The organism is Acidovorax sp. GW823-FHT05D11, assembly GCF_058795695.1.
The window spans coordinates 2809079-2831905 of the sequence record NZ_CM179502.1 but is presented as its reverse complement, the minus strand read 5'-3'; the positions used below and the strand labels follow the sequence as shown (position 1 = coordinate 2831905).

General features: G+C 70.5%; 19 protein-coding genes. 11 read left to right on the top strand and 8 right to left on the bottom strand.

Annotated features, from left to right (window positions below; translation table 11 throughout):
- Nucleotides 1–24: 24 nt before the first annotated feature.
- The 3 genes from AC3RCE_RS13185 to AC3RCE_RS13175 all read left to right on the top strand — a co-directional run bounded on the left by AC3RCE_RS13185 (nt 25) and on the right by AC3RCE_RS13175 (nt 2546).
- Entirely contained in the window at nt 25–738 is a 714-nt protein-coding gene (locus AC3RCE_RS13185) for a protein-L-isoaspartate O-methyltransferase family protein (protein ID WP_218295046.1), read from the top strand.
- Nucleotides 739–785: 47 nt separating this feature from the next.
- Nucleotides 786–1127, top strand: a complete 342-nt coding sequence (locus AC3RCE_RS13180; RefSeq protein ID WP_218295047.1) for a rhodanese-like domain-containing protein — start codon at nt 786–788, stop codon at nt 1125–1127.
- Nucleotides 1128–1211: 84 nt separating this feature from the next.
- A complete protein-coding gene (locus AC3RCE_RS13175) occupies nt 1212–2546 on the top strand; it encodes a TolC family outer membrane protein (RefSeq protein ID WP_492253195.1) in 1335 nt (444 codons plus the stop codon).
- On the opposite strand, the gene AC3RCE_RS13170 is transcribed toward AC3RCE_RS13175, so the two are convergent.
- The 3 genes from AC3RCE_RS13170 to AC3RCE_RS13160 all read right to left on the bottom strand — a co-directional run bounded on the left by AC3RCE_RS13170 (nt 2539) and on the right by AC3RCE_RS13160 (nt 6146).
- Nucleotides 2539–3900 carry a 3-deoxy-D-manno-octulosonic acid transferase gene (locus AC3RCE_RS13170; protein WP_492253194.1) on the bottom strand — a complete coding sequence of 454 codons (1362 nt, stop codon included), beginning with the start codon at nt 3898–3900 and terminating at the stop codon, nt 2539–2541. The genes AC3RCE_RS13175 and AC3RCE_RS13170 overlap by 8 nt on opposite strands.
- A complete protein-coding gene (locus AC3RCE_RS13165) occupies nt 3897–4682 on the bottom strand; it encodes a carbon-nitrogen hydrolase family protein (protein ID WP_492253193.1) in 786 nt (261 codons plus the stop codon). Before AC3RCE_RS13165 ends, AC3RCE_RS13170 begins: the two co-directional genes overlap by 4 nt.
- A gap of 75 nt (nt 4683–4757) precedes the next feature.
- On the bottom strand, nt 4758–6146 hold the full coding sequence (locus tag AC3RCE_RS13160; RefSeq protein WP_492255382.1) for a phosphomannomutase/phosphoglucomutase: 1389 nt from the start codon (nt 6144–6146) through the stop codon (nt 4758–4760).
- Nucleotides 6147–6290: 144 nt separating this feature from the next.
- On the opposite strand from AC3RCE_RS13160, the gene AC3RCE_RS13155 reads away from it, so the two are divergent.
- The 4 genes from AC3RCE_RS13155 (at nt 6291) to AC3RCE_RS13140 (ending at nt 13461) form a co-directional block, all read left to right on the top strand.
- Nucleotides 6291–7880, top strand: a complete 1590-nt coding sequence (locus AC3RCE_RS13155) for a DNA-3-methyladenine glycosylase 2 family protein (RefSeq protein ID WP_492253192.1) — start codon at nt 6291–6293, stop codon at nt 7878–7880.
- 61 nt (nt 7881–7941) lie between these two features.
- Nucleotides 7942–8511: a methylated-DNA--[protein]-cysteine S-methyltransferase gene (locus AC3RCE_RS13150; protein WP_492245938.1), complete on the top strand. Its 570-nt coding sequence runs from the start codon at nt 7942–7944 to the stop codon at nt 8509–8511.
- On the top strand, nt 8508–9443 hold the full coding sequence (locus AC3RCE_RS13145) for a DMT family transporter (protein ID WP_218295053.1): 936 nt from the start codon (nt 8508–8510) through the stop codon (nt 9441–9443). The genes AC3RCE_RS13150 and AC3RCE_RS13145 overlap by 4 nt, the downstream gene beginning before the upstream one ends.
- Before the next feature lie 163 nt (nt 9444–9606).
- The gene (locus AC3RCE_RS13140; RefSeq protein WP_492253191.1) at nt 9607–13461 is read left to right on the top strand and encodes an EAL domain-containing protein; all 3855 of its coding nucleotides are present in this window, start codon (nt 9607–9609) and stop codon (nt 13459–13461) included.
- Nucleotides 13462–13557: 96 nt separating this feature from the next.
- On the opposite strand, the gene AC3RCE_RS13135 is transcribed toward AC3RCE_RS13140, so the two are convergent.
- Together AC3RCE_RS13135 and AC3RCE_RS13130 are read right to left on the bottom strand one after the other, a co-directional pair.
- Nucleotides 13558–14724 (bottom strand): pyridoxal phosphate-dependent aminotransferase, encoded by a 1167-nt coding sequence (locus tag AC3RCE_RS13135; RefSeq protein WP_218338609.1) that lies wholly within the window; start codon nt 14722–14724, stop codon nt 13558–13560.
- A 219-nt stretch (nt 14725–14943) separates the two neighbouring features.
- Complete coding sequence (locus tag AC3RCE_RS13130) at nt 14944–16839, bottom strand: propionate--CoA ligase (protein ID WP_218338610.1); 1896 nt, start codon at nt 16837–16839, stop codon at nt 14944–14946.
- Between the two features lie 339 nt (nt 16840–17178).
- Between AC3RCE_RS13130 and chrA the strand changes: the two genes are divergently transcribed.
- Nucleotides 17179–18555 carry a chromate efflux transporter gene (chrA, locus tag AC3RCE_RS13125; RefSeq protein WP_218338611.1) on the top strand — a complete coding sequence of 459 codons (1377 nt, stop codon included), beginning with the start codon at nt 17179–17181 and terminating at the stop codon, nt 18553–18555.
- Between the two features lie 119 nt (nt 18556–18674).
- On the opposite strand, the gene AC3RCE_RS13120 is transcribed toward chrA, so the two are convergent.
- The gene (locus tag AC3RCE_RS13120; RefSeq protein WP_218338612.1) at nt 18675–19280 is read right to left on the bottom strand and encodes an isochorismatase family protein; all 606 of its coding nucleotides are present in this window, start codon (nt 19278–19280) and stop codon (nt 18675–18677) included.
- A gap of 74 nt (nt 19281–19354) precedes the next feature.
- A complete protein-coding gene (locus AC3RCE_RS13115; protein ID WP_218295059.1) occupies nt 19355–20494 on the bottom strand; it encodes a PQQ-dependent sugar dehydrogenase in 1140 nt (379 codons plus the stop codon).
- Nucleotides 20495–20712: 218 nt separating this feature from the next.
- Between AC3RCE_RS13115 and AC3RCE_RS13110 the strand changes: the two genes are divergently transcribed.
- On the top strand, nt 20713–21288 hold the full coding sequence (locus AC3RCE_RS13110; RefSeq protein WP_218295060.1) for a C40 family peptidase: 576 nt from the start codon (nt 20713–20715) through the stop codon (nt 21286–21288).
- Nucleotides 21289–21342: 54 nt separating this feature from the next.
- On the opposite strand, the gene AC3RCE_RS13105 is transcribed toward AC3RCE_RS13110, so the two are convergent.
- The gene (locus tag AC3RCE_RS13105) at nt 21343–21729 is read right to left on the bottom strand and encodes a hypothetical protein (protein WP_218338613.1); all 387 of its coding nucleotides are present in this window, start codon (nt 21727–21729) and stop codon (nt 21343–21345) included.
- A 257-nt stretch (nt 21730–21986) separates the two neighbouring features.
- Here AC3RCE_RS13105 and AC3RCE_RS13100 point away from each other — a divergent pair, with 257 nt between their 5' ends.
- Both AC3RCE_RS13100 and AC3RCE_RS13095 read left to right on the top strand, forming a co-directional pair.
- Nucleotides 21987–22238, top strand: a complete 252-nt coding sequence (locus AC3RCE_RS13100) for a GlsB/YeaQ/YmgE family stress response membrane protein (protein WP_218295062.1) — start codon at nt 21987–21989, stop codon at nt 22236–22238.
- A gap of 80 nt (nt 22239–22318) precedes the next feature.
- Nucleotides 22319–22819 (top strand): hypothetical protein, encoded by a 501-nt coding sequence (locus AC3RCE_RS13095; RefSeq protein WP_218295063.1) that lies wholly within the window; start codon nt 22319–22321, stop codon nt 22817–22819.
- The last annotated feature ends 8 nt before the right edge of the window (nt 22820–22827 follow it).

The window sequence follows — 22827 nt, the reverse complement described above, 5'->3', positions numbered from 1 at the left end:
CCACGCCTCCCCTGGAGAAATCCCATGAACATGCCTCTGAACACGTCCGCCAATACCAGCGACCCCGTCGCCCAGGCCCGCTACAACATGATCGAGCAGCAGATCCGTCCCTGGAACGTGCTGGACGCCGACGTGCTGGACCTGCTGGCGATCGTTCGCCGCGAAGATTTCGTGCCTCCGGCCTACCGCAACATGGCGTTCATGGACATTGAAGTGCCCCTGCTCGGCAACGACGCCGAAGAGGCCGTGCGCCTGGGCCACAGCATGCTGCAGCCGCGCGTCGAGGCGCGCATCCTGCAGGACCTGCAAATCAAGCCCACCGACCGCGTGCTGGAGATCGGCGCGGGCTCCGGCTACATGGCCGCCCTGCTCGCCCACCGCGCCGAGCGCGTGGTGTCCCTCGAGATCAACCCCGAGCTGGCCGAGATGGCCCGCGAGAACCTGCGCGACGCGGGCATCCAGAACGCCGACGTGCGCCAGGGCGACGGCGCCCGCGATGCCATCCCCGATGGCCCGTTCGACGTGATCGTGCTCAGCGGCTCGGTCGCCGAAGTCCCCACGGCCCTGCTGTCGCACCTGCGCGATGGCGGCCGCCTGGGCGCCATCGTCGGCGGCGAACCCGTCATGCGCTTCACCGTGACCCGCCGCGCCGGCGACCGTTTCGAGACGGTGTCGCCCTGGGACACCATCGCGCCGCGCCTCGTGAACTTCCCCGAGCCGTCCGGCTTCACGTTCTGACCCCGGCTCCCCGAGCCTTGCATCCTGAGTCCCCTTCGGAGTCCTGCATGATCGATCACGTCCGTCCCGCCCAGCTGTCCGCCTGGTTCGCCGCCGCCCCCGAAGGCGGCCAGCCCCTGGTGCTGGACGTGCGCGAGCCCTGGGAGCTGCAGACCGCCAGCGTGCGTGCGGACGGCTTCGAGCTGGCCGCCATCCCCATGGGCGAGCTGTCCGGGCGTCTGGCCGAGCTGAACCCCGCCCGCCCCATCGCCTGCCTGTGCCACCACGGCGCCCGCAGCCTGCGCGTGGCGGCCTTCCTGCAGCACCACGGTTTTGAGCAGGTGGCCAACATCACCGGCGGCATCGACGCCTGGTCGCAGGAAAGCGACCCCGCCGTGCCCCGCTATTGACGACGGCGGCGGCCGGACCGCCCGCAGCCACCGCGCCTGTTTTGCCCCATTTTCGACACGCAGACTCTTTTCCGAAGGACCTCCATGACACCGCTACGGCCCCTCTCCCTGTCCCTTCTGTCCCTGGCGCTCGGCGCGGCACTGTGTGCCCCGGCGCAAGCCCAGAGCCTGCTGGAACTGATGGAATCGGCCCGCACCTATGACACGGCGTGGCAATCGGCCCGCGCCCAGCTCGATGCGGCGGCCCGCCGCGCCGACCAGGCCCGCGCGGGCCTGCTGCCCAGCGCCGGGCTCACGGCCGGGCTCAGCCGCGCCAATGTGGAGCTGAGCCGCCCGCCGGTGGAAAACACCGGCACCACGCAGACGCTGGGCGTGCAGGCCTCGCAGCCGCTGTACCGCCCCGCCAACCGCATCACCCTCGAACAGGGCCAGCGTGGCGTGGATGTCGCCCAGGCGCAGCTGGATGCGGCCACGCAGGACCTGCTGGTGCGTGTGAGCCAAGCTTATTTTGACGTGCTCGCGGCGCAGGACACCCTGGCCTTCGTGCAGGCGCAGAAAGCCGCCGTGTCCGAACAGCTGGCGTCGGCCAAGCGCAACTTCGAGGTGGGCACCACCACCGTCACCGACTCGCGCGAAGCCCAGGCCCGCTACGACCTGGTGGTGGCGCAGGAAATCGCCGCCGAAAACGACCTGCGGGTGAAGCGCCTGGCGCTGGACCAGCTCGTGGGCATCACCGGCACCACCCCCAAGCCCCTGGCGCTGCCCGTGCCACTGCCCTCCGTGCAGCCCGACAACGTGACCACCTGGGTGGATACCGCGCGCGACCAGCAGCCCGGCGTGCGCCAGGCCGCGATCGCGCTGGACATCGCCCGCCTGGAAACCCGGAAGGCCGAAACCGGCCATCTGCCCACGGTGGACCTGCAGGCGGGATACAACATCACGCGCAACCCGAACGGCACCATCACGTCGCCCGGCGTGAACAACCGCACCAACAGCGCCAGCGTGGGCGTGGCGTTCAACCTGCCGCTGTTCGCCGGCTTCTCTGTGCAAAACCGCATCAGGGAAACCCTGGCGCTGGAAGAAAAGGCCACGGCCGACCTGGAAACCACCCGCCGCAACGTGGCCCAGGCCACGCGCGCTGCCTTCTTTGGCGTGCAGTCCGGCCAGGGCCAGGTGCAGGCCCTGGAAGCGGCCGAGGCCTCCAGCCAGAGCGCGCTGGACGCGAACAAGCTGGGCTACCAGGTGGGTGTGCGCATCAACATCGACGTGCTGAACGCCCAGAGCCAGCTCTTCCAGACCAAGCGCGACCTGGCCCAGGCCCGCTACAACGTGCTGCTGGGCACGCTCAAGCTGCGCCAGGCGGCGGGCACGCTGACGCAGCAGGACGTCGAGGCGATCAACGCCCTGCTCGTCAAGTAGAGGGAGACAGGGAAGCCCCGGCGGGCTGCACGATCGCGCGCACCGCCCGGGCCGTTGCCAGCGCCGCCCCACGGTGGTCGCTGGCGAAGCGGCCCGCACGTTCGCTGGCGGCCCGCTGGCGGCCGGCGTCCAGTGCCAGTGCCGCAGCGCACGCGATGCCGGCGGCCATGTCGGGCACGCGCTGCGCGGCGCCCGCCGCGCAGGCCAGCTCGGCCGCCTCCGCAAAATTGAAGGTGTGCGGCCCCAGCACCACCGGGCACCCGCCAGCGGCGGCCTCGATGAGGTTCTGGCCGCCCAGCGGCGCAAAGCTGCCCCCCAGCAAGGCCACGTCGGCCAGGCCGTAGTACAGCGCCATCTCGCCCAGCGAATCGCCCAGCCACACATCGGCCGCCTCGGGCCCGGCCGCCCAGGTGCTGCGGCGCGACACGCCGAGCCCGGCGCGCTGGAGCAGCTGGTGCACCTCGTCAAAACGCTGCGGGTGGCGCGGCACGATGAGCCACTGCACGTTACCTGCTTCGCTATTGATAGCTGCTGGCGCTTTGTCAGCAAGCGCTATAGCCTGTTTTTGCCTGAAATTTTCCAGCCACATCGCCTCCTCGCCCTCACGGCTGCTGGCCAGCAGGACCACGGGGCGTCCCGCGCGCGCGCGCCAGGCGCGGCCCTGGGCGGTCTGGGCGGCGTCGGGCACCACATCGAACTTGAGGTTGCCAAACACGCCGCGCACCGGGGCGCCGATGGCCCGCAGGCGGGCCGCGTCGTCCTCGGTCTGGGCCCAGACGGCGGCCAGGCCGCCATAGGCCGGGCGCGCCAGCGGCGCCAGCCGCTGGGCCTTGCGCAGCGACGTGGCGTTGAAGCGCGCATTGGCCAGCACCAGGGGCACGCCGCGCCGCTGGCAACCGGCCACCAGGTTGGGCCAGACCTCCGTCTCCATGAGGATGCCGATGACCGGGCGGAACTTGCGCAGGAAACGTGCGACCGCGCCCGGCGTATCCCACGGTTGCCACACCTGCACGTCACCGGGGTGCAGCAGCCGCTCGCCCTCGGCCCGCCCCGTGGCCGTGCCGTGGGTGAGCAGCAGGCGCATGCCCGGCAGCTGTTCGCGCAGCTGCCCGAGCAGGATGCCGGCGGCGCGGGTTTCGCCCAGGGATACGGCATGGATCCAGACAAAGCGGCCGAGCGGGTCGGAGCTGCTGTGCGGCATGAGGCTGTCCATGGGCGCCGGGTAGCGGCCAAACCGCTCGCCCACCGCATGCCCATAGCCGGGCTCGGCCACCGCGCGGCGGCGCAGCTTGCGGCGCAGCAGCGGCTGCGCGCACCAGGTCACCAGCGAATACAGGGCCCGCGCGGCGTTCATACCGGAAGGGGCAGGTCCAGCACGCCGCCGCTCCAGCCGCTGTCACCGCGCGCGGCCCAGACCAGGCAAGGCCGGTCGTGCGTGGCCGCGGCCACGCACCCGCCCCCGGGCTCCCAGACCGCGCTGCGGCCGGCGCTGGCGTAGCCGCCCGAGGCCCCGCTGTAGTTGGCCAGGAGCACGGCCATGCCGTGGTCCCGCGCATAGCCGCGCAGCAGGTCCGACTCGGGCCCGTAGCCTTTTTCGGAAATCAGCGCGCTGGCGGCATAGAGCACCGCGCCCGCCCCGTGCGCGGCGCGCGCATGCTCGGGGTGGGTGATGTCGGCGCAGATGGCCAGCCCCGTGGGTTCGCCGGCGAGCAGGTGCACCTGCGCGTCGTCCATTCCCGCGCAGGCGAATGACGCTTCGCTGGCATGCAGATGGCGCTTGCGGTACAGCGCCGCGCTGCCATCGGCGCCCAGCACCCATGCGCCGATGGAGGGCAGCAGCGCGCCCGGCGCCACGGGGGCCGCGGGCGCGCCCACCACCAGCGCCATGCCGTGGTCGCGCGCCGCCTGCCGCAGCGGCGCCAGCACGCCATGGTCGGCATCCAGCACCTGGGCGGCCAGCACCGCCGGCTCGTAGCCCGTGAGCGACAGCTCCGGAAACACCAGCACCTGCACCCCGTGGTGCGCCGCCACCCGCGCGAAGGCCAGGTGCGTCTGCACGTTGCGCGCCACGTCCCCGGGCACGGACGGCGACTGCGCGGCAGCGATGCGCAGGGGGGTGGACAGGTGCGAATTCACGGTCGGCGGATGGGCGAAAGGGTCAGGGAAAGTTCGGCGGGGCGAATGCGCCGTGCGGGCATCATCGCGCCCGGCTCAGTGGCTCGCGGCCCCCACGTGCGCACCAGGCTTCACGCGGTGCAGCAGGGCCAGCATGGCCGATTCGATGCGCGCCAGCGCCTCGCTCGTGTGGCCTTCGAAGCGCAGCACCAGCACGGGCGTGGTGTTGCTGGCACGGATCAGGCCAAAGCCGTCCGGCCAGTCCACGCGCAGCCCGTCGATGGTGCTGACCGTGGCGGGCGCCGCGAAGGTGCCGGCGGCCAGGGCCTGCAATTCGGCCGTCAGGCGGTGCGGCTCACCCTCGGCGCAGGCCACGTTCAGCTCGGGGGTGGAGAAACTCGTGGGCAGTGCGTTGAGCACGGCGCTCGGGTCGCTGCTCCTGCTCAGGATCTCCAGCAGGCGGCAGCCCGCATAGGTGCCGTCGTCGAAGCCGTACCAGCGCTCCTTGAAGAAGATGTGGCCGCTCATCTCGCCGCCCAGCGGGGAGTTGGTCTCCTTCATGCGGGCCTTGATGAGCGAATGGCCGGTCTTGAACATCACCGGCACGCCGCCGGCGGCCGCAATGGCGGGCGCCAGGCGCTGGGTGCACTTCACGTCGAAGATGATCTCGCCGCCGGGCACGCGCGAGAGCACGTCCTGCGCGAACAGCATCATCTGGCGGTCGGGGAAGATGTTGGTGCCGTCCCTGGTGACTATCCCTAAGCGGTCGCCATCGCCGTCGAAGGCCAGGCCCAGCTCGGCGTCGCTGGTCTTCAGGGCCTCGATCAGGTCGCGCAGGTTCTCCGGCTTGCTCGGGTCGGGGTGGTGGTTGGGGAAGTTGCCGTCCACCTCGGAAAAGAGCTCGATCACCTCGCAGCCCAGCGCGCGGAAGATGTCCGGCGCCGACGCACCGGCGATGCCGTTGCCGCAGTCCACCACGACCTTGAGCGGGCGGGCCAGCTTGATGTCGCCCACGATGCGCGCGGTGTAGGCCGGCAGCACGTCGACATGCCGCACCGAACCGCCGGGCAGCAGCTGCCAGCTTTCCTGCTCCATGGTGCGGCGCAGGCCCTGGATCTCCTCGCCGTAGATGGCGCGGCCATTGAGCACCATCTTGAAGCCGTTGTAGTCCTTGGGGTTGTGGCTGCCCGTGACCTGGATACCGCTCGCGCACAGCGTGCTGGCTGCAAAGTAGAGCAGTGGCGTGGTGACCAGGCCCACGTCGATCACCTCGATGCCCGCCTCCACCAGCCCCTGGATCAGCGCGGCCGACATGGCCGGGCCCGACAGGCGCCCGTCGCGCCCCACGGCCACCGTGGTCTGCCCTTCGGCGCGGGCGGCGGTGCCAAAGGCCCGGCCCAGGCCCAAGGCCACTTCTTCATTCAGGGTGGACGGCACGATGCCGCGGATGTCGTAGGCTTTGAAAATGGCGGGCGTGGGGTGCACGTAGGGGCCTTTCACGAAGAGGGTTGAAACGTCCGCAGCATTGTAGGCGGCCCCTTCCGCCTCCTTGCGCACGCCGCCCGGGGGCGCCGAGGCACATGTCCGAAAACGGCCAGTGCGCGCGCCGCCGGGGCCTATCATTCCGCCATGACCTCGCCCCACCTGCCTTCCTCCACGGACACCGACATGGCCTCGGACGAGGGCCGCTATCTTGCCGTGCTGGCCCGGGACGCGCGCTTTGACGGACGCTTCTTCACCGGCGTGACCTCCACCGGCATCTATTGCCGCCCGGTGTGCGCCGTGCGCACGCCGCGCCGCGAGAACTGCCGCTTCTTCAGCCTTGCCGCCCAGGCCGAGAGCGCGGGCTTCAGGCCCTGCCTGCGCTGCCGGCCGGAGCTGGCGCCGCAGGCGCTGGTGTGGTCGGTGCAGGATGCCAGCGGCATCCTGGTGCAGCAGGCCGTGCGGCTGCTGGATGCGCCCGACCTCTGGCCGGCCCGGCCCACGCGGGGCGACAGCGGCGCCACCGTCGCCCGGCTGGCCGAACGCCTGGGCGTGAGCGACCGCCACCTGCGCCGCATCTTCGAGGCCGCGCTGGGCGTGTCGCCCCTGCAGTACCTGCAGACCCGGCGGCTGCTCACGGCCAAGCAGCTGCTCACCGACACCCCGATGCCGGTCACGCAGGTGGCGCTGGCCAGCGGCTTCGCGAGCGTGCGGCGCTTCAATGCGGCGTTCGCGGGGCACTACGGGCTCAATCCCACCCAGCTGCGGCGCAGCGGCGCGGGCCCCCTCAAGGCGGACGCGTCCGGCACCGGCAGCACCTTGCGCCTGGCCTGGCGCCCGCCCTTCGACGTGGCGGCGCTGCTCGCGTTCTTCGAGCGGCGGCAGTTCCACGGCGTCGAATGGGTGCTGCCCCACGAGGCCACGCTGCGCCGCACCGTGCGCCTGCCGTCCGCCTGCACCGGCATGGCGCAGGAGACCACCGGCTGGTTCAGCGCGCGCTTCGACGTGGTCCGCCACCAGGTGCTGCTGCAGACCAGCGACAGCCTGTACCCGGTGCTGCCGCTCGTGATCCGCCGCGTGCGCGCCATGCTGGACTTGGACGCCGACCCGGCGGCCATCAACGCCGTGCTGCACCCGCACTTCCCGGACGGCGACGGCCTGCGCGTGCCCGGTGCGTTCGACGGCTTCGAGCTGGCCGTGCGCGCCGTGCTGGGCCAGCAGATCACCGTGGCGGCCGCGCGCACGCTGGGGCAGCGGCTGGTGGAGCGGCTGGGCGAGCCCATCGCCACGCCCTGGCCCGGGCTGAACCGGCTGTTTCCCACGGCCGCCACGCTCGCCGTGGCCGACGGCGACACCCTGGGCCAGCTGGGCATCGTGCGCCAGCGCCAGGCCGCCATCGTGGCGCTGGCCCGCGCCGTGGACAGCGGGGGCCTGGCCCTGCATGCCGGCGCCGATGTGGCCGCGACCACGGCCGCCCTGTGCGCCCTGCCCGGCATTGGCGACTGGACGGCGCAGTACATCGCCATGCGCGTGCTGCGCTGGCCCGATGCCTTCCCTGCCGCCGACGTGGCGCTGCACAAGGCGCTGGGTGTCCAGGGCCAGAAAAACCCGGCGCGCGCCGCCAGCGCGGCGTCCGAGGCGTGGCGCCCGTGGCGCAGCTATGCGGTGCTGCGAGCCTGGGCGGCGGGCACGGCGGAGCCCTCCATCCCGGCGCCTGAAACACTATCAAAACAATAGCGTTTCGCGCTGATCCAGCAAGCGCTGGCGGCTTGTTTTATTCAAAATCACCGAGATTCCCATGCAATACCACCCCCACACCGTGCAGGCGCGGGCCAGCACCGCCCTTGGGCCGGTGCGCCTGGCCGCATCGCCCGCCGGCCTCTGCGGCGTCTGGTTCGAAGGCCAGCGCCACGAACCCGCCAGTTTTCTCCACGGCGGGCACGCCTGGGCCGAGGCGGCCGGCCATCCCGTGCTGCAGGCCGCCGCCAGCCAGCTGCAGCAGTACCTGCGGGGCGATCGGCAGGACTTCGATCTGCCGCTGGATCTCTCGGGCGGCACGCCGTTCCAGCAGGCGGTGTGGCGCGCCCTGCTGGCCATCGGCCGCGGCGGCACCACCAGCTATGGGCGCCTGAGCCAGCAACTGGGCCGGCCGCTGGCCGTGCGCGCCGTGGGCGCGGCCGTGGGGCGCAACCCGCTGAGCGTGGTGGTGCCCTGCCACCGCGTGCTGGGCGCGGACGGCAGCCTGACAGGCTACGCGGGCGGGCTGGACCGCAAGACGGCCCTGCTGACCATGGAGAATGCGCTCTTCGCGCCCCCGCGGCCGCCCGTGCCGGCGGGCGCCCTGCCCCCAGAGAAAGGCCATGAATGAACAGCCCGAACAGCCCGGGAACCCAACCCGTCACCACCTGGATCGGCGAATTCATCCTGCTGGCGGCGCTCTGGGGCGCCTCGTTTCTTTTCATGCGGCTGGGGGCGTCCGAGTTCGGCCCGCTGCCCACCGCCGGGCTGCGCGTGGCGCTGGCCACGGTGTTCCTGTGGCCCATCATGCTGCGCCAGGGCCATGGGCCCGCGCTGCGCAGGCACTGGCGGCCCATCATGTTCGCCGGGGTCATCAATTCGGCGATTCCGTTCGCGCTGTTTTCCTGGGCGGTGCTGCACCTCGCCACGGGCCTGACCTCGATCCTGAATGCCACCGTGCCCCTGTTCGGCGCGCTGGTGGCCTGGCTCTGGCTGGGCGACCGCATCAACCGCCTGCGCTGGGCGGGCCTGGCCCTGGGCTTCGTGGGCGTGGCGCTGCTCGCGTGGCGCGCGCCGGCCGGCACGGGTTTCAAGAGCGACAGCGCCGAATGGGCGATCGCGGCGTGCCTGCTGGCATCATCCTTCTACGGCCTGTCGGCCAGCTTTGCGCGCCGTTTCCTCACGGGCATACCGCCCCTGGCCACCGCCACGGGCAGCCAGCTGGGCGCGGCGCTGGGCCTGGCCGTGCCCACCCTGTGGCTGTGGCCGGCGCAGATGCCGGGCCCCCGCGCCTGGGGCTGCATCGTCGCCATCGCGGTGCTGTGCACGGGCATCGCCTACATCCTGTACTTTCGCCTCATCGCCAGCGCGGGGCCCAGCCGGGCACTGGCCGTGACCTTCATCGCGCCCGTGTTCGCGGTGCTGTATGGCGCGATCTTCCTGGGCGAGCGCATCACGCCGTGGATGCTGGGCTGCGCGCTCGTCATCGTGTGCGGCACGATGCTGTCAACGGGGCTTATCAGGACACTGCGGCCGGGCCGGACGGCGCCGGAACAGCCATAAACTCGGGGAATGGTTTTTTCCCCGGGCCGCTGCGATCTGAGTCTTGCGTTGGACGGCGCGGGGCACCGCGCCGCCGCACACCACCCGGGCCGGTCGGCGCGGGCAGCGGTTTGCGCTGAAGCCGTCCCGGCCCCCTGGCCCTGCCTTTGCAGCGCGCTCCGCCATGGGTAACAACACGCTCCTGGCCGGCACGGTACTGATGACGCTGCTCCTGGTGCTGGAGTGGCTCCCGCCCCAGGAGGCGCTGCGGCCATCGCGGCGCACGCTCTGGCTGCTGGGCGTGGCGGGCGGCGCGGTGTCGGCGGTGTCGTTCACCGCGCTGCACTGGAATGCGCCCGAGCTGAGGCTGGTGGCCTATCCCACCGTGGCCGCCTTCATGGGACTTTATTTCGGCGGCCTGCCGGCCGCCATCACCGCCCTGGTGGCGCTGCTGGCCGTGGTCGCGACGGCCCCCTCCGCCACCCCGCCCGCCGTGCTGGTGCTGGGCGCCACGTGGCTGCTGGCATGGCTGTGGCGGCGCATGGCCCGGCGCCTGCCTCTGCGCCCGGCGGCATGGATCGCGCTGGTGGGCCTGGCCATCACCCTGCCCCTGGTGGTATCGGCCTGCCTCTGGCTCGCGAACCTCGCGCCGCCGGCCGGTGCCCCGTGGCCGACAAGCCTTCCCTGGCACCATGGCGCGGGCGTTCTGATGCTGGGCGTGGGCCGCCTGCTGCTGGCCAGCAAGGCCCGCGCGGAGCTGGCGCGCACCAGCACCCAGCAAGCCCTGGTGCAGCGCGAACAGCAGCTGCAGCTGGCCATGGACTCCCTGGGCGGAGGCCGGTGGGAATGGGACGTGGTCCAGCGCCAGTTCCGCTGCCACGGCCGGTTCTACGAGGCGTTTGGCATCAGCTGCGACGACGCGGACGCCCAGGGCCTGTGGGAGCGCTGGTATGCGCTGCGCCACCCCGCCGACGCCCAGCGCAACGCCGCCCGGCTGGCGCGGGCCATGGACGGGCTGGACGAGACGTACGAAGCCGAATTCCGCGTGATGGACACGCGCGGCCAGTGGCGCTGGCTGATGTCGCGCGGCGCCGTGGCCCGCCGCGATGCGGGCGGGCGCCCGCTCAGCCTGATCGGCATGGACGTGGACATCACGGCCCACCGCGAGGTGGAGGACGCGCTGCGCTCCTCGGAGGCCAAGTACACCACCTTCTACCAGACGCTCCCCGATCCCGCGGGCATCTCGCGCATCTCCGACGGGCGCTACATCGACGTGAACCCCGCCTTTTGCGAGGTGCTGGGCCGCCCGCGCGACGAGGTGATCGGCCGCACGTCCTCCGAGCTGAAGATCTGGGCCTCCGAGCAGGAGCGCGCACGGCTGGTGGACACCTTCCGCCGCGAGGGCAAGGTCGACCGCCTGCCCCTGGTGGCCCAGCGCGACGGAATCCGCATACCGGGGCTGATGTCGGCACGCTCCGTGCTTGTGGATGGCGAAAACTGTTTTGTCTTCGTTTTCCACGACATGACCGAAGCCCACCGCGCCAGCGACGAACTGCGCGCCCTCAACAGCCTGCTGCAGCAGGCGGGCCGCCTGGCCCGTCTGGGCGCCTGGGAGGACGAGCGCGGCAAGGGCCTGGTCTACTGGTCGGACGTGTGTTTCGACATCCATGGCCTGGCGCCCGGCTCCCCGCTGCCGCACGACTACATCGACCGCCACGTGGCCCCCGCCTACCGGGAACCCCTGCGCGACCGTTTCCGCCAGAGCATCCTCGAGCGCGCCGAGTGGAGCATGGAGATGGAGGTGCTGCACACCGACGGGCGGCTGGTCTGGGTGCGCGCGCGGGGCGAGCCCGTCATCGAGAACGGCCGGGTCACCCGCGTGCGCGGCGTGATGCAGGACATCGACGAGGCCAAGCGCGCCGAGCAGCGCCTGCGCCAGTCCGAGGAGCGCTTCTCGCGCATCTTTCACCTCATGCCCTACCCCATGGGCCTGTCGCGCCGCATGGACGGGCGCTACGTGGACATCAACCCCGCCTGGGTGGAGATGCTGGGCATCCCGCGCGAGGAGGCCATCGGCCGCACCGCCATCGAGCTGGGCATCTTCACCGCCGACGACCGCCAGCGCCTCATGGATGCGGTGGCGCGCTCCGGCCAGCTCAACAGCTACGAGGTGAAGCTGAACGTGCGCGGCGGCCCGCCGCGCACCGTGCTGCAGTCCATGCGGGCGACCGAATTCGACGGCGAACCCTGCTGGCTGTTCTCGGTGCACGACATCACCGACCGCAAGCGCGAGGAAGAGCAGGTGCGCGAACGCGAGGCGCTGCTCTCGCTCACCATCTCGGCCGCGTCGCTGGGCCTGTGGGACTGGAACCTGCAGACCGGCACCGTCACGGGGGACAGCCGCTGGCGCGCGATGCGCGGCCTGCCCGCATCGCAGGGCCCCTTCGGCGCCACGCAGTGGACCAGCGGCATCGCCCCCGACGACATCGACCGCATCACCACCGAGGTCGCCCGCCACACCGCCCACCCCGGCACGCCGTTTGACGCCACCTGGCGCGTCAACCAGAGCGAGGCCGGCGACGATGCCGTGCGCTGGGTGCGCAACCTGGGCAAGATCGTCGGCCTTGACGCCATGGGCCGCCCCGAACGCATGCTGGGCGTGGCGATCGACGTGACGCCCCAGCGCGAACAGGAAGTGCTGCTGCAGCGGCTGGCGCTGTTCGATGCCCTCACCGGCCTGCCCAACCGCGTGCTGCTGGCGCGCAAGCTGCAGGAATGCATGGACCAGGCGCGTGCAAACGGCACGCAGCTGGGCGTGGCCTACCTGGACCTGGACGGCTTCAAGCCCGTGAACGACCGGCTGGGCCACGGCGCGGGCGACCGCCTCCTGGTGGTGGTGGCCGGCCGGCTCACGCGCGCGCTGCGTCCGCTCGACTGCGTGGCCCGCCTGGGGGGCGACGAGTTCGTGATCCTCATGCCCGGGCTGGACTCGGCCAACGGTTGCGAAGCCATGCTCCACCGCGTGATGGAAAGCATCTCGGCCCCCTACACGCTCGACGCCGAGCGCGTGGTGGTCACGGCCAGCATCGGCTACACGGTGTTCCCGCAGGACGACGCCGATGCCGATGCCCTGCTGCGCCATGCCGACCAGGCCATGTACGCCGCCAAGCAGGCCGGGCGCAACCGCTTCCACCAGTTCGATGCCGCCCAGGAGCGCGCCCTGCAGCTGCTGCGCGCGCAGGGGCGCCACCTGCGCGACGCGCTGGCCGATGCCCAGTTCACCCTGTACCTGCAGCCCAAGGTGGACATGAAAAGCGGCGCCGTGGTGGGCGCCGAAGCCCTCGCGCGCTGGCAGCACCCGCAGCGCGGCCTGGTGCCGCCCGGCGAATTCCTGCCGCTGCTGGAAGGGACCGAGCTGGAGATCGGGTTCGGCGAATGGGTGGTCGAGGCCGCGCTCTCCATCCTGGAAGAGCTGCAGGCGCGCGGCATGGCCCTGCCGCTGAGCGTCAACATCGCCGCCCAGCACCTGCAGCGCCCCGACTTCGCCGACTGGATGGCCCGGTGCATCGCGCGCCACCCCGGCGTGCCCGGGCACCTGGTGGAAATCGAGATCACCGAAAGCGCCGCGCTGTACGACCTGGCGGCCGTGGCGCACACCCTGACCGCGCTGCGTGGGCTGGGGGTGGTGGTGTCGCTGGACGACTTCGGCACCGGCTACTCGTCGCTGACCTACCTGCGCCGCCTGCCCATGGACACGCTCAAGATCGACCAGAGCTTCGTGCACGGCATGATGGGCGATCCGGGCGATCTGGCCATCGTGCAGGGCGTGATCGGCCTGGCGCGCTCGTTTGGCTACCGCGTGATCGCCGAAGGCGTGGAAACCATCGAGCAGGGACAGATGCTGCTGCAGCTGGGCTGCACCCAGGCGCAGGGCTATTGCATCGCGCGGCCCATGCCGCTGGCGGACTTCACCGGCTGGGCGGCCCAGTGGCAGCTGCCATCGGGCTGGCAGCGGCAGGCCCAGGGAAGTTTCAGGTAAAAACCGCGCAAGCGCTTTCCAGGCAAGCGCATGAAGCTATTAAAAATATAGCAAACTGCACCGGGCATGCTGCTGCCACGTGCACTCTGCCCCCCATCAACCCCGGCTGGACCGCGCCAGCCAGGCCTGCAGGCGCTCCACGCCCGCCTCCAGCCGCGCGGGGTCCCTGGAGGCAAAACACCAGCGCAGCCAGCCCTGGGCCTCGGGCGCGAACGCATTGCCCGGCGCCAGGCCCAGGCCGGCCTCGCTCACCAGCCGCTGGGCGACCGCCAGCGAATCGTCAAAGCCGTGCAGGCGGAAGAAGGCGTACATGCCGCCGAGCGGGCTGGCCACCTCCACCTGCGGCAGCGCGGCCAGGCGGGGCAGCAGCGTGTCGCGGCAGCGGCGCATGCGCGCCACCAGGGGCGGCGTGATCTCGCCCGCATGCTCCAGCGCCGCCAGGCCCGCGCGCTGGGTGAACACGCTGGCGCAGGAGGTGTTGAATTCGATCAGCTTGCCCACGGCGTCCACCAGCGCGGGCGGCAGCACGAGCCAGCCCAGGCGCCAGCCGGTCATCAGGAAGCTCTTGGAAAAGCTCTGCACCACGATGAGCCGGTCCTCGGGCGCGGCGATGTCCAGGAAACTCGGCGCGCAGCCGTGGGGGGTCGCCTCGTAATACAGGCGTTCGTACACTTCGTCCGCCAGCACCCAGGTGCCGGTGCGCCGGCAATGGTCCAGGATGGCCTGCTGCTCCGCGCGCGTGAGCGTCCAGCCCGTGGGGTTGTTGGGTGCGTTGACGATGAGCAGTCGTGTGGCCGGCGTGATGGCGTCGAGCAGCACCTGCAGGTCCAGAGTCCAGGCACCGCCCTCGGCGCGCAGCGGCACGCACCGCACACGGGCACCCAGCACGGCGGGCTGGGCCGTGAGGTTGGGCCACACGGGCGTGACGGCCACGACCTCGTCCCCCGCATCGAGCAGCGCCTGCATGGCCACCATCAGCGCGCTCACGCCCCCCGAGGTCACGGCGATCCGTTCCGCACCGATGGGGCCATGCAGCGCGCTGGCGTAGGCGGCTATCGCCTGGCGCAGCTCGGGCAGGCCGAGGTTGTGGGAGTAGAAGGTCTCGCCCCGCTGCAGGGACTCGATGGCCGCCTGGCGCACGGGCTCGGGCGTGACCTCGTCGCTTTCGCCGAACCAGAAGGCCAGGACGTCGGCCCGGCCCATGCCGGCGTTGGCGACTTCACGGATCTTGGAGGCTTCGAGGTTTTCTACGGCGAGGCGCATGGGGTGGTCCTTGGAAAGCGCAGGAGTGGCGATGGTCGAGCATAGCGCCAGCTGGAGCGGGGCGGCGCCTTGATGGGAGGCGGCTCGGGTGCAGGGGCGGAAGCCGGGATGTCGCCCCGGCCTCCGCCTTCAAACCAGGCACGCGATCAGATCAGCACACAAACCCAGCAGGCTCCGACAAGCTCAGCCCAAACAACCCAGAAGAACCCTCGAGCCCGTTCACTCCCCCACCAGTTCCCGCACCTGCTGCAGCGCCGCCGGATCCTCCATCGTCGTCAGGTCTCCCGGATCCCTGCGCTCGGCCACCGCCTGCAATGCCCGCCGCAACAGCTTGCCGCTGCGCGTCTTGGGCAGCACGCTCACGAAGTACACGCGCGAGGGCCTCGCCACGGCACCCAACTGGCTGTCCACCTGCTTCATGACCTCGCCCTCGAGCTTCAGGCGCGCGGCATCGGTGTCGAGTCCGCTCGCATCGCGGGCCACGGCAAAGGCCATGGCCACCTGGCCCTTGAGCGCATCCGCCACGCCCACCACGGCCACTTCGGCGATGTTGGGGTGCGCGGCAATGCTCTCCTCGATCTCGCGCGTGCCCAGGCGGTGGCCCGCGACGTTGATCACGTCGTCGGTACGGCCCAGGATGAAGTGGTAGCCATCGGCATCGCGGATGCCCCAGTCGAAGGTGCTGTAGATCAGTCGGCCAGGGATGCTCTTCCAGTAGGTGTTGACGAATCGCGCGTCGTCGCGCCACACGGTCTGCATGCAGCCGGGGGGCAGCGGGCCCTCGATGGCTACCACGCCCTTCTGGTTCTCGCCCGCCAGCTCCTGGCCCGTGGCTTCGTCGATGAGCTTCACGTCATAGCCGTACATCGCCTTGCCCGGGCTGCCGAAGCGCGTGGTTTGGGGTTCCACGCCATTGGCCAGCGTCAGGATGGGCCAGCCGGTTTCGGTCTGCCAGTAGTTGTCGATGATGGGCACCGAGAGCGCGTCGCTGATCCACTGGGCCGTGGGCTCATCGAGCGGCTCGCCGGCCAGCCACAGGGCCTTGAGGCTTTTCACGCTGTATCTGGCCAGGTAGGCAGGGTCCTGCTTCTTGAGCACCCGCACCGCCGTGGGCGCCGAGAACATGTGGGTGACCTGGTACTTCTCGACAATGCTCCACCACACGCCCGCGTCGGGGCGCGTGGGCAGGCCCTCATACATGATGGTGGTCATGCCCGCGATGAGCGGGCCGTAGATGATGTAGCTGTGCCCCACCACCCAGCCGATGTCGCTGGTCGCGAAATACACCTCCCCCGCCTTCGCGTCAAAGATGTGCTTCATGCTGGCCGCCAGCGCCACCGTGTAGCCACCGGTGTCGCGCTGCACGCCCTTCGGCTTGCCCGTGGTGCCGCTGGTGTAGAGCGTGTAGCTGGGGTGCGTGGACTCGACCCATTCGCAGGGGACCACGGTGGCCAGGTGTTTTTCGCGCAGCGGCGCCCAGTCGTGGTCGCGGCCGGGCTGCAGGTGCATCGGCGCCAGGCCCCGGTTGACCATGAGCACGGCGGCGGGCTTGTGCCTGGAGAGCGCGATGGCCTCGTCCAGCAGCGGCTTGTAGGGCACGACCTTGCCGCCGCGCGAGCCCGCATCGGCGCTGACCACGGCCACGGGTTCGGCGTCCTCGATGCGCGAGGCCAGCGAGCCCGAGGCAAAACCGCCAAACACCACCGAATGCAGCGCGCCAATGCGCACGCAGGCCAGCATGGCGAACGCCGCCTCGGCGATCATGGGCATGTAAATGAGCACGCGGTCGCCCTTCTTCACGCCCAGCGACAGCAGCACGGCCGCCATGCGCTGCACCTCGGCGTGCAGCTCGGCAAAGCTGTAGCTGCGCTCTGTGCCGGTTTCGGTGGAGATGGCCACCAGCGCGGGCTGGCTGGCGCGCGTGGCGAGGTGGCGGTCGACCGCGTTGTGGCACAGGTTGGTGGTGCCGCCCACGAACCACCGGGCAAACGGCGGGTTGCTGTAGTCGCACACCTGCAGGGGCGGGGTCTGCCAGTCGATCAGCCGGGCCTGCTCGGCCCAGAAGGCGTCGCGGTGATCAATGGACTGGCGGTAGAAATCGGCGTAGCGGCTCATCGTGGTGTCTCCTCGGCATCTCTTCCGGCCCGCCTGGATGGCAGGTTTTGAATTCATAATTATTCATGACGGGCTTGCGGCAAACTGACGCAACCGGCAGGGAACACCGCGCCACGCCCTGTGCACCCTCCCATCCAGGCCCCTCCCATCCGCTGTGCGCAGGGGTCAGGGCGCAGGAAGAACCCCTCGGCGGCAGGGACGGCGCGCCGCCGGATGGCGGCGCGGAAACAACGGTGGGCCCCGGACCGTCACGGGTTGGGCGGATACTCGCGCGCTGCATGCATTCGCGCATGCAGCGCGCAACCCCCATCGAGACGTCCCGCCCAGAACTTTCATGCCATGACCTCCGCGCACCCTGCCCCGCCGCCGGACGAGACGGCCGCCACCAGCCCTGCCCCGGTTCCTTTCGCCGAGGCTTTCCGCTTCTGGCTCAAGCTGGGCTTCATCAGCTTTGGCGGGCCCGCCGGACAGATCGCGATCATGCACACCGAACTGGTGGAGCGGCGGCGCTGGATCAGCGAACAGCGCTTTCTGCACGCGCTCAACTACTGCATGCTGCTGCCCGGCCCCGAGGCCCAGCAGCTGGCGACCTACATCGGCTGGCTCATGCACCGCACCTGGGGCGGCATCGTGGCGGGTGCGCTGTTCGTGCTGCCCTCGCTATTCATTCTGGTGGCGCTGTCGTGGGTGTACCTGCGTTTTGGCGATGTGCCGGCGGTGGCGGGCGTGTTCTATGGCATCAAGCCCGCCGTGACGGCGCTGGTGCTGCATGCCGCGCACCGCATCGGCACCCGCGCGCTCAGGAACCGGTGGATGTGGGGCATCGCGGCTGCGTCCTTCGTGGCGATTTTTGCGTTCCACGCCCCCTTCCCCGCCATCGTCCTGGCGGCGGGCCTCATCGGCCACTTCGGTGCCCGGCGCTGGCCGGCGGTGTTCGCCCTGGGGGGCGGGCATGCGGGCGCGGCCAGGGGCTACGGCCCGGCCCTGATCGACGACGACACCCCGACACCGGCGCACGCCCGCTTCTCGCGCGGCCACCTGGCCAGGGTGCTGGGGGCGGGCCTGGCCCTGTGGCTGGCGGCCATGGCGGTGCTGGTGGCCACGCAGGGCTGGGAAGGCACGCTCACCCAGATGGGCTGGTTCTTCACCAAGGCCGCGCTGCTGACGTTTGGCGGCGCCTACGCCGTGCTGCCCTATGTGTACCAGGGCGCGGTCGAGCACTACCAGTGGCTCAATGGCCCGCAGATGATCGATGGCCTGGCGCTGGGCGAGACCACTCCGGGTCCGCTCATCATGGTGGTGGCCTTCGTCGGTTTCGTGGGAGGCTGGCTGCAGCAGGTGTGGGGGCCCGATGCGCTGTTCGCGGGCGCGGCGGCTGCGGCCGTGGTGGTGACCTTCGTCACCTTCCTGCCATCGTTCATCTTCATCCTGGCCGGCGGCCCCATGGTGGAGGCCACCCATGGCAGGCTGGGCTTCACCGCGCCGCTGTCCGCCATCACCGCCGCCGTGGTGGGCGTGATCCTGAACCTGGCGCTGTTCTTTGCCTACCACCTGCTGTGGCCCCAGGGCTTTGGCGGCGCGTTCGATGCGATCTCCGCCGTGATTGCCCTGGGAGCGGGGGTGGCGTTGTTCCGCTTCAAGGCCGGCGTGCTGCCATTGCTCGGCGGCTGCGCGGCGGTCGGGCTCGCGGTGACACTTCTCAAGCCGTGGCTGTGACCTGAGCCCATGGGAGGCTGGCGCGCCCCCGGCTTCGGCGCCGCTGATTTGCTATGTTTTTTTATAGCTTCCGGCGCATGAAGGGAAAGCGCCAGCGCCCCAAAAGACCTGATGCCGGGCTACTTGATCAGACCGAGCACATCCTTGAAGGCCGGGTGCTCGCAGCTGCCCAGCCATTCAAACGCCACCATCTCGGTCGTCACCAGTTCCGCCCCCGCGCCGGCCAGGCGGTCGAAGGCCGCGTCGCGGTTGCGCTCCGTGCGCGAGCCGCAGGCATCGGTCACGACCCAGACCTCGAATTCGTCGTCGATCAGGTCCAGCGCGGTCTGCAGCAGGCAGACGTGCGCCTCGCACCCGGCGATGACGATGGTGCCGCGCTCGGCGCCTTGTGCGGTGGCGGGTTTCTGCAGGTGCTTGGGCAGGCTGCGCGCGTTGCCGCCCTGGGGCTTCGCGGGCGGGCGCAGCCATTCGCCCAGGCCTTCCTCGGCCGCGCTGAAATGCATCTTGGCCAGGGTTTTCTGGCACAGGGCGCGCAGCGCGGCATCATTGGCGCCCAGGCGCGAGGGATTCTGCTCCGTGCCCCACACGGGCACCTCCAGCATGCGCGCGACCTCGGCCAGGCGGCGGGCATTGGCCAGCACGGCAGGGCCCTCGAAGATCGCGGGCATCAGGCGCTCCTGGTAGTCGACCAGGACGAGTTGGGATTCAGTGGCGTCAAGCAGCATGGTGTGGACCGCTCCGGGCGGCCGGATTCTCTGGAAATGGGGCATTGTCGCAGCCCCGCCGGCGTGCCCGCCGATCAGGAGGGCTGCAGGCGCAGCAGCTGGCCCTGCGGGCTGTCGGTCAGCAGGTAGATCAGGCCGTCAGGCCCCTGGCGCACGTCGCGGATGCGTTCGCCCTGGCCCTGCAGCAGCTTTTCCTCGCGCAAGACCTTGCCCGGGGCGACTTCCAGCCGGTGCAGGGTGCCGAACTTGAGAGACCCCACGAACAGGCTGCCCTGCCACGCCGCGCCGTAGCGCGCGCTGGTGAGGAACGCCATGCCCGAGGGCGCAATCGACGGCACCCAGTAGTGCAGCGGCTGCTCCATGCCCGCCTTGGCCGTGCCTTCACCCATCCTGCCGCCCCCGTAGTTCTCGCCGTAGGTGATCACGGGCCAGCCGTAGTTGCGGCCGGGCCGGGGCAGGTTGATCTCATCGCCCCCCTGGGGGCCGTGCTCGTGCATCCACAGCTGGCCGTCAGGGCCCAGGGTGGCGCCCTGGGGATTGCGGTGGCCGTAGCTCCAGATCTCCGGCAAGGCGCCCGCGCGCTGGCGAAACGGGTTGTCGGCCGGCACCGCGCCGTCCGGGGTGATGCGCACGATCTTGCCGTGGTGGTTGTCGAGCCTTTGCGCATCGTCCTTGCGCTGGTAGCGCTCGCCCAGCGCCAGGAACAGGTTGCCGTCCGCCGCCTGCACGATGCGGCAGCCGAAATGCTGGGCGCTGGCCACCTTGGGCTGCTGGCTGAAGAGGACCTTGACCTCCTGCAGGCTGCGCGCATCCGCGGACAGCGTGGCCCGTGCCAGCGCCGTGCTGTTGCCGGACGCGCCACCCGGGGCGGGCTCCGAAAAGCAGAAGAAGATGCGGCGGTTGCGGGCGAAGTCGGCATCGGTCACCACGTCCAGCAAGCCGCCCTGCCCGCCCGCGGCGACGGCCGGCACGCCCGCCAGCGCGGGCCCCACCTGCCCGCCCGCGCTGACCACCCGCATCCGGCCCCGCCGCTCGGTGACGAGAAACTGCCCTTCGGGCAGGAAGGCCACGGCCCAGGGGTGTTCCAGCCCCCGTGCCACGGTTGCCACGGACACGCCCGGCGGCGTGCCCTGGGCGGAAACACCGCCATGGTGGGCGCCCGCCACGGCCCAAAGCGCCGCCAGGCACGCCCGCGCGGCCCGCGAAAGGGGCATTTTCCGTGTCCATTCCATCTCGTGGCGCTCCTGAAAAAGTTGAACACCATACCCCCAGAGCCGCCGCCCGGCCAGGCCTGACATGGCGGCCCTCCACGGCGGCGCAGCCGCGGATTCCCTCCGGCAAATCCCTGTTCGGGATTTACTTGAACGAAATCAATAGCTTGCACAGGTGATTATTTTTGATAAGTAAGCATACCGTGGTACCCTTCGCCCCCATGTCCCGATGGCTTTGCACCCTCCTCCTGGTCTGCGCAACCTCTGCCCAGGCTGCGCCGCAAGCGGCAAACCCCGACGATATGGACCGGTTCATCACCGACAAAGGCCTGCTCACGCGGCTGGAGGATGTGAGCCACCGGGTAGCCGACAAGGCCCATACGGTGGCGGACCGCGCGTCCGGGCTCGTGGTGAACGCCATGGGATTCCTGGGCGTACCGTACAAGCGGGGCGGAAACAGCGCGGAAACCGGCTTCGACTGCAGCGGCTTCGTGCGGGCCATGTACGAGCAAACCGTCGGCCTGCTGCTACCCCGCCGGGCCGACCAGCAGGCTGCCGCCACCCAGGTCATTGACAAGAAGGAACTTCAGCCCGGGGATCTGGTGTTCTTCAACACCATGCGCCGCAACTTCAGCCATGTGGGCATCTACGTGGGGGACAACAAGTTCATCCACGCTCCCCGCAGCGGCGCCGAAATCCGCGTGGAAGACATGGGCGTGGCTTACTGGGCACGCCGCTTCAACGGCGCCCGCCGCGTCGCGGGCTCGGGCAGCGACGACCTCGCGCAAGCCAAATAGCAACCACGCCGCTCGCCCGGCCAGGATGTCCCCTCGCAGGCGTCCTGCCTGCGGCTAGCGTTTGATCTCGTACACCGTCTCGGTGCTGCGGATCGGTCCCCCCACCACATTCACCGGGCCTATCGACGGGTCGCGCAGCATGGCCTTGGCCTTGGCCATATCGGCCTGGTACGTGGCGCGTGCCTGGGATTCGCAGCTGCGGCGGTCCGCCGAGGGCATGGCCCGGCATTCCTCCAGGCTCACCTTCAACCCACCGCCGGCTTCGCGGATGGCGGTCTGGTAGCGCTGCTGGGGCGTGGTGTCCGGCACCGCGCCGCGGGACAGCGAGGCCTCGTCGCTACTTTGGGCCGCGGCGGTCGTGGGCCCCGCCAATGCCGCCCCCAGCGCGAGCACCGCCACAAACACCAGGGGGAAGGAACGGGTCTTGAAATTTGTTGTCATCGGTCTTCCTTTCAGTGGAGACGCTTCACTGTACGGCGCCGCCGGTCCCGCAGGCGGCAAGTACCCGCCGCGCCGTGGTGTCGGACGGGACCCACAGCCGGGCCCTTCATGACGCCGGACCTCGCTTTCCACCCTCACCCGTGTCGGGAACGCGCGCCCCGCAATGGGACGCGCACAGTGCGCGTTGTCCGACAAGCTGGCGGCGCGCGCGCTCCTTAGAGTGGGCAGATCGCGTCGCAGCATGCAGGGGAAACATCATGGGAACATTGCTAGGAACATTGCTGGTGGGTTTGATGGTCGGGCTTCTGGCCCGTGCCCTGAAACCCGGGGAGGACAAACTCGGATGGATACTGACCGCGCTGCTGGGGGTGGCGGGCTCGTTTCTCGCCACCTATCTGGGTTTGGCGATGGGCTGGTATGCACAAGGGGAAGCCGCTGGCTGGATCGCGTCGGTCGTGGGGGCCATGCTACTTCTGGCCGCGTTCACCCTCGTCAAGGGAAAAACCTGAAACGGCTGCTGAAGAATCTCCTTGCGCGGCCACGGGCGTTGCCCTTTGCCAACCACCACCGCATCAGGTACAACCCGCCCATGCCCACTTCCTTGCAAATGGCGGCTGGCAACGCGGCACTCACCGCTGCCGTGCAGCGCAGCCGCAAATTGCTGCATCGGCGCGCATTGGTCGCGGCGGCCGCCAGTTCCCTACCCGTGCCGGGGCTCGACTGGGCCGTGGACGCGGCGCTGCTGTCCCGCCTGCTTCCGCAGATCAACGCCGAGTTCGGCCTGTCCGCGCAGCAGATCGATCAGCTCGATCCGCACAAGCGCGAGCAGGTGCAGAAGGCGGTGGCCCTCGTGGGCTCCGTGCTGATCGGCAAGCTGGTGACGCGCGAGCTGGTCATCCGGGCCACTCAGACCGTGGGCGTGCGCCTGACCGCCAAGCAGGCGGCGAAGTACGTGCCGCTGGCGGGCCAGGCGGTGGCCGCGGGCATCGGCTATGCCACGCTGCGCTACCTGGGCGAGCAGCACCTGCGCGACTGCGTGCGCGTGGTGCGGGAGGTCGGCCTGCAGCTGCCCGCCCCCGCCCGCACCTAGCGTGGCCT

Coding starts and splice junctions, on each gene's coding strand:
- AC3RCE_RS13185 (WP_218295046.1), top strand. CDS start 25: ATGAACATGCCTCTGAACACGTCCGCCAATACCAGCGACCCCGTCGCC.
- AC3RCE_RS13180 (WP_218295047.1), top strand. CDS start 786: ATGATCGATCACGTCCGTCCCGCCCAGCTGTCCGCCTGGTTCGCCGCC.
- AC3RCE_RS13175 (WP_492253195.1), top strand. CDS start 1,212: ATGACACCGCTACGGCCCCTCTCCCTGTCCCTTCTGTCCCTGGCGCTC.
- AC3RCE_RS13170 (WP_492253194.1), bottom strand. CDS start 3,900: ATGAACGCCGCGCGGGCCCTGTATTCGCTGGTGACCTGGTGCGCGCAG.
- AC3RCE_RS13155 (WP_492253192.1), top strand. CDS start 6,291: ATGACCTCGCCCCACCTGCCTTCCTCCACGGACACCGACATGGCCTCG.
- AC3RCE_RS13150 (WP_492245938.1), top strand. CDS start 7,942: ATGCAATACCACCCCCACACCGTGCAGGCGCGGGCCAGCACCGCCCTT.
- AC3RCE_RS13145 (WP_218295053.1), top strand. CDS start 8,508: ATGAACAGCCCGAACAGCCCGGGAACCCAACCCGTCACCACCTGGATC.
- AC3RCE_RS13140 (WP_492253191.1), top strand. CDS start 9,607: ATGGGTAACAACACGCTCCTGGCCGGCACGGTACTGATGACGCTGCTC.
- AC3RCE_RS13135 (WP_218338609.1), bottom strand. CDS start 14,724: ATGCGCCTCGCCGTAGAAAACCTCGAAGCCTCCAAGATCCGTGAAGTC.
- AC3RCE_RS13130 (WP_218338610.1), bottom strand. CDS start 16,839: ATGAGCCGCTACGCCGATTTCTACCGCCAGTCCATTGATCACCGCGAC.
- chrA (WP_218338611.1), top strand. CDS start 17,179: ATGACCTCCGCGCACCCTGCCCCGCCGCCGGACGAGACGGCCGCCACC.
- AC3RCE_RS13120 (WP_218338612.1), bottom strand. CDS start 19,280: ATGCTGCTTGACGCCACTGAATCCCAACTCGTCCTGGTCGACTACCAG.
- AC3RCE_RS13115 (WP_218295059.1), bottom strand. CDS start 20,494: ATGCCCCTTTCGCGGGCCGCGCGGGCGTGCCTGGCGGCGCTTTGGGCC.
- AC3RCE_RS13110 (WP_218295060.1), top strand. CDS start 20,713: ATGTCCCGATGGCTTTGCACCCTCCTCCTGGTCTGCGCAACCTCTGCC.
- AC3RCE_RS13105 (WP_218338613.1), bottom strand. CDS start 21,729: ATGACAACAAATTTCAAGACCCGTTCCTTCCCCCTGGTGTTTGTGGCG.
- AC3RCE_RS13100 (WP_218295062.1), top strand. CDS start 21,987: ATGGGAACATTGCTAGGAACATTGCTGGTGGGTTTGATGGTCGGGCTT.
- AC3RCE_RS13095 (WP_218295063.1), top strand. CDS start 22,319: ATGCCCACTTCCTTGCAAATGGCGGCTGGCAACGCGGCACTCACCGCT.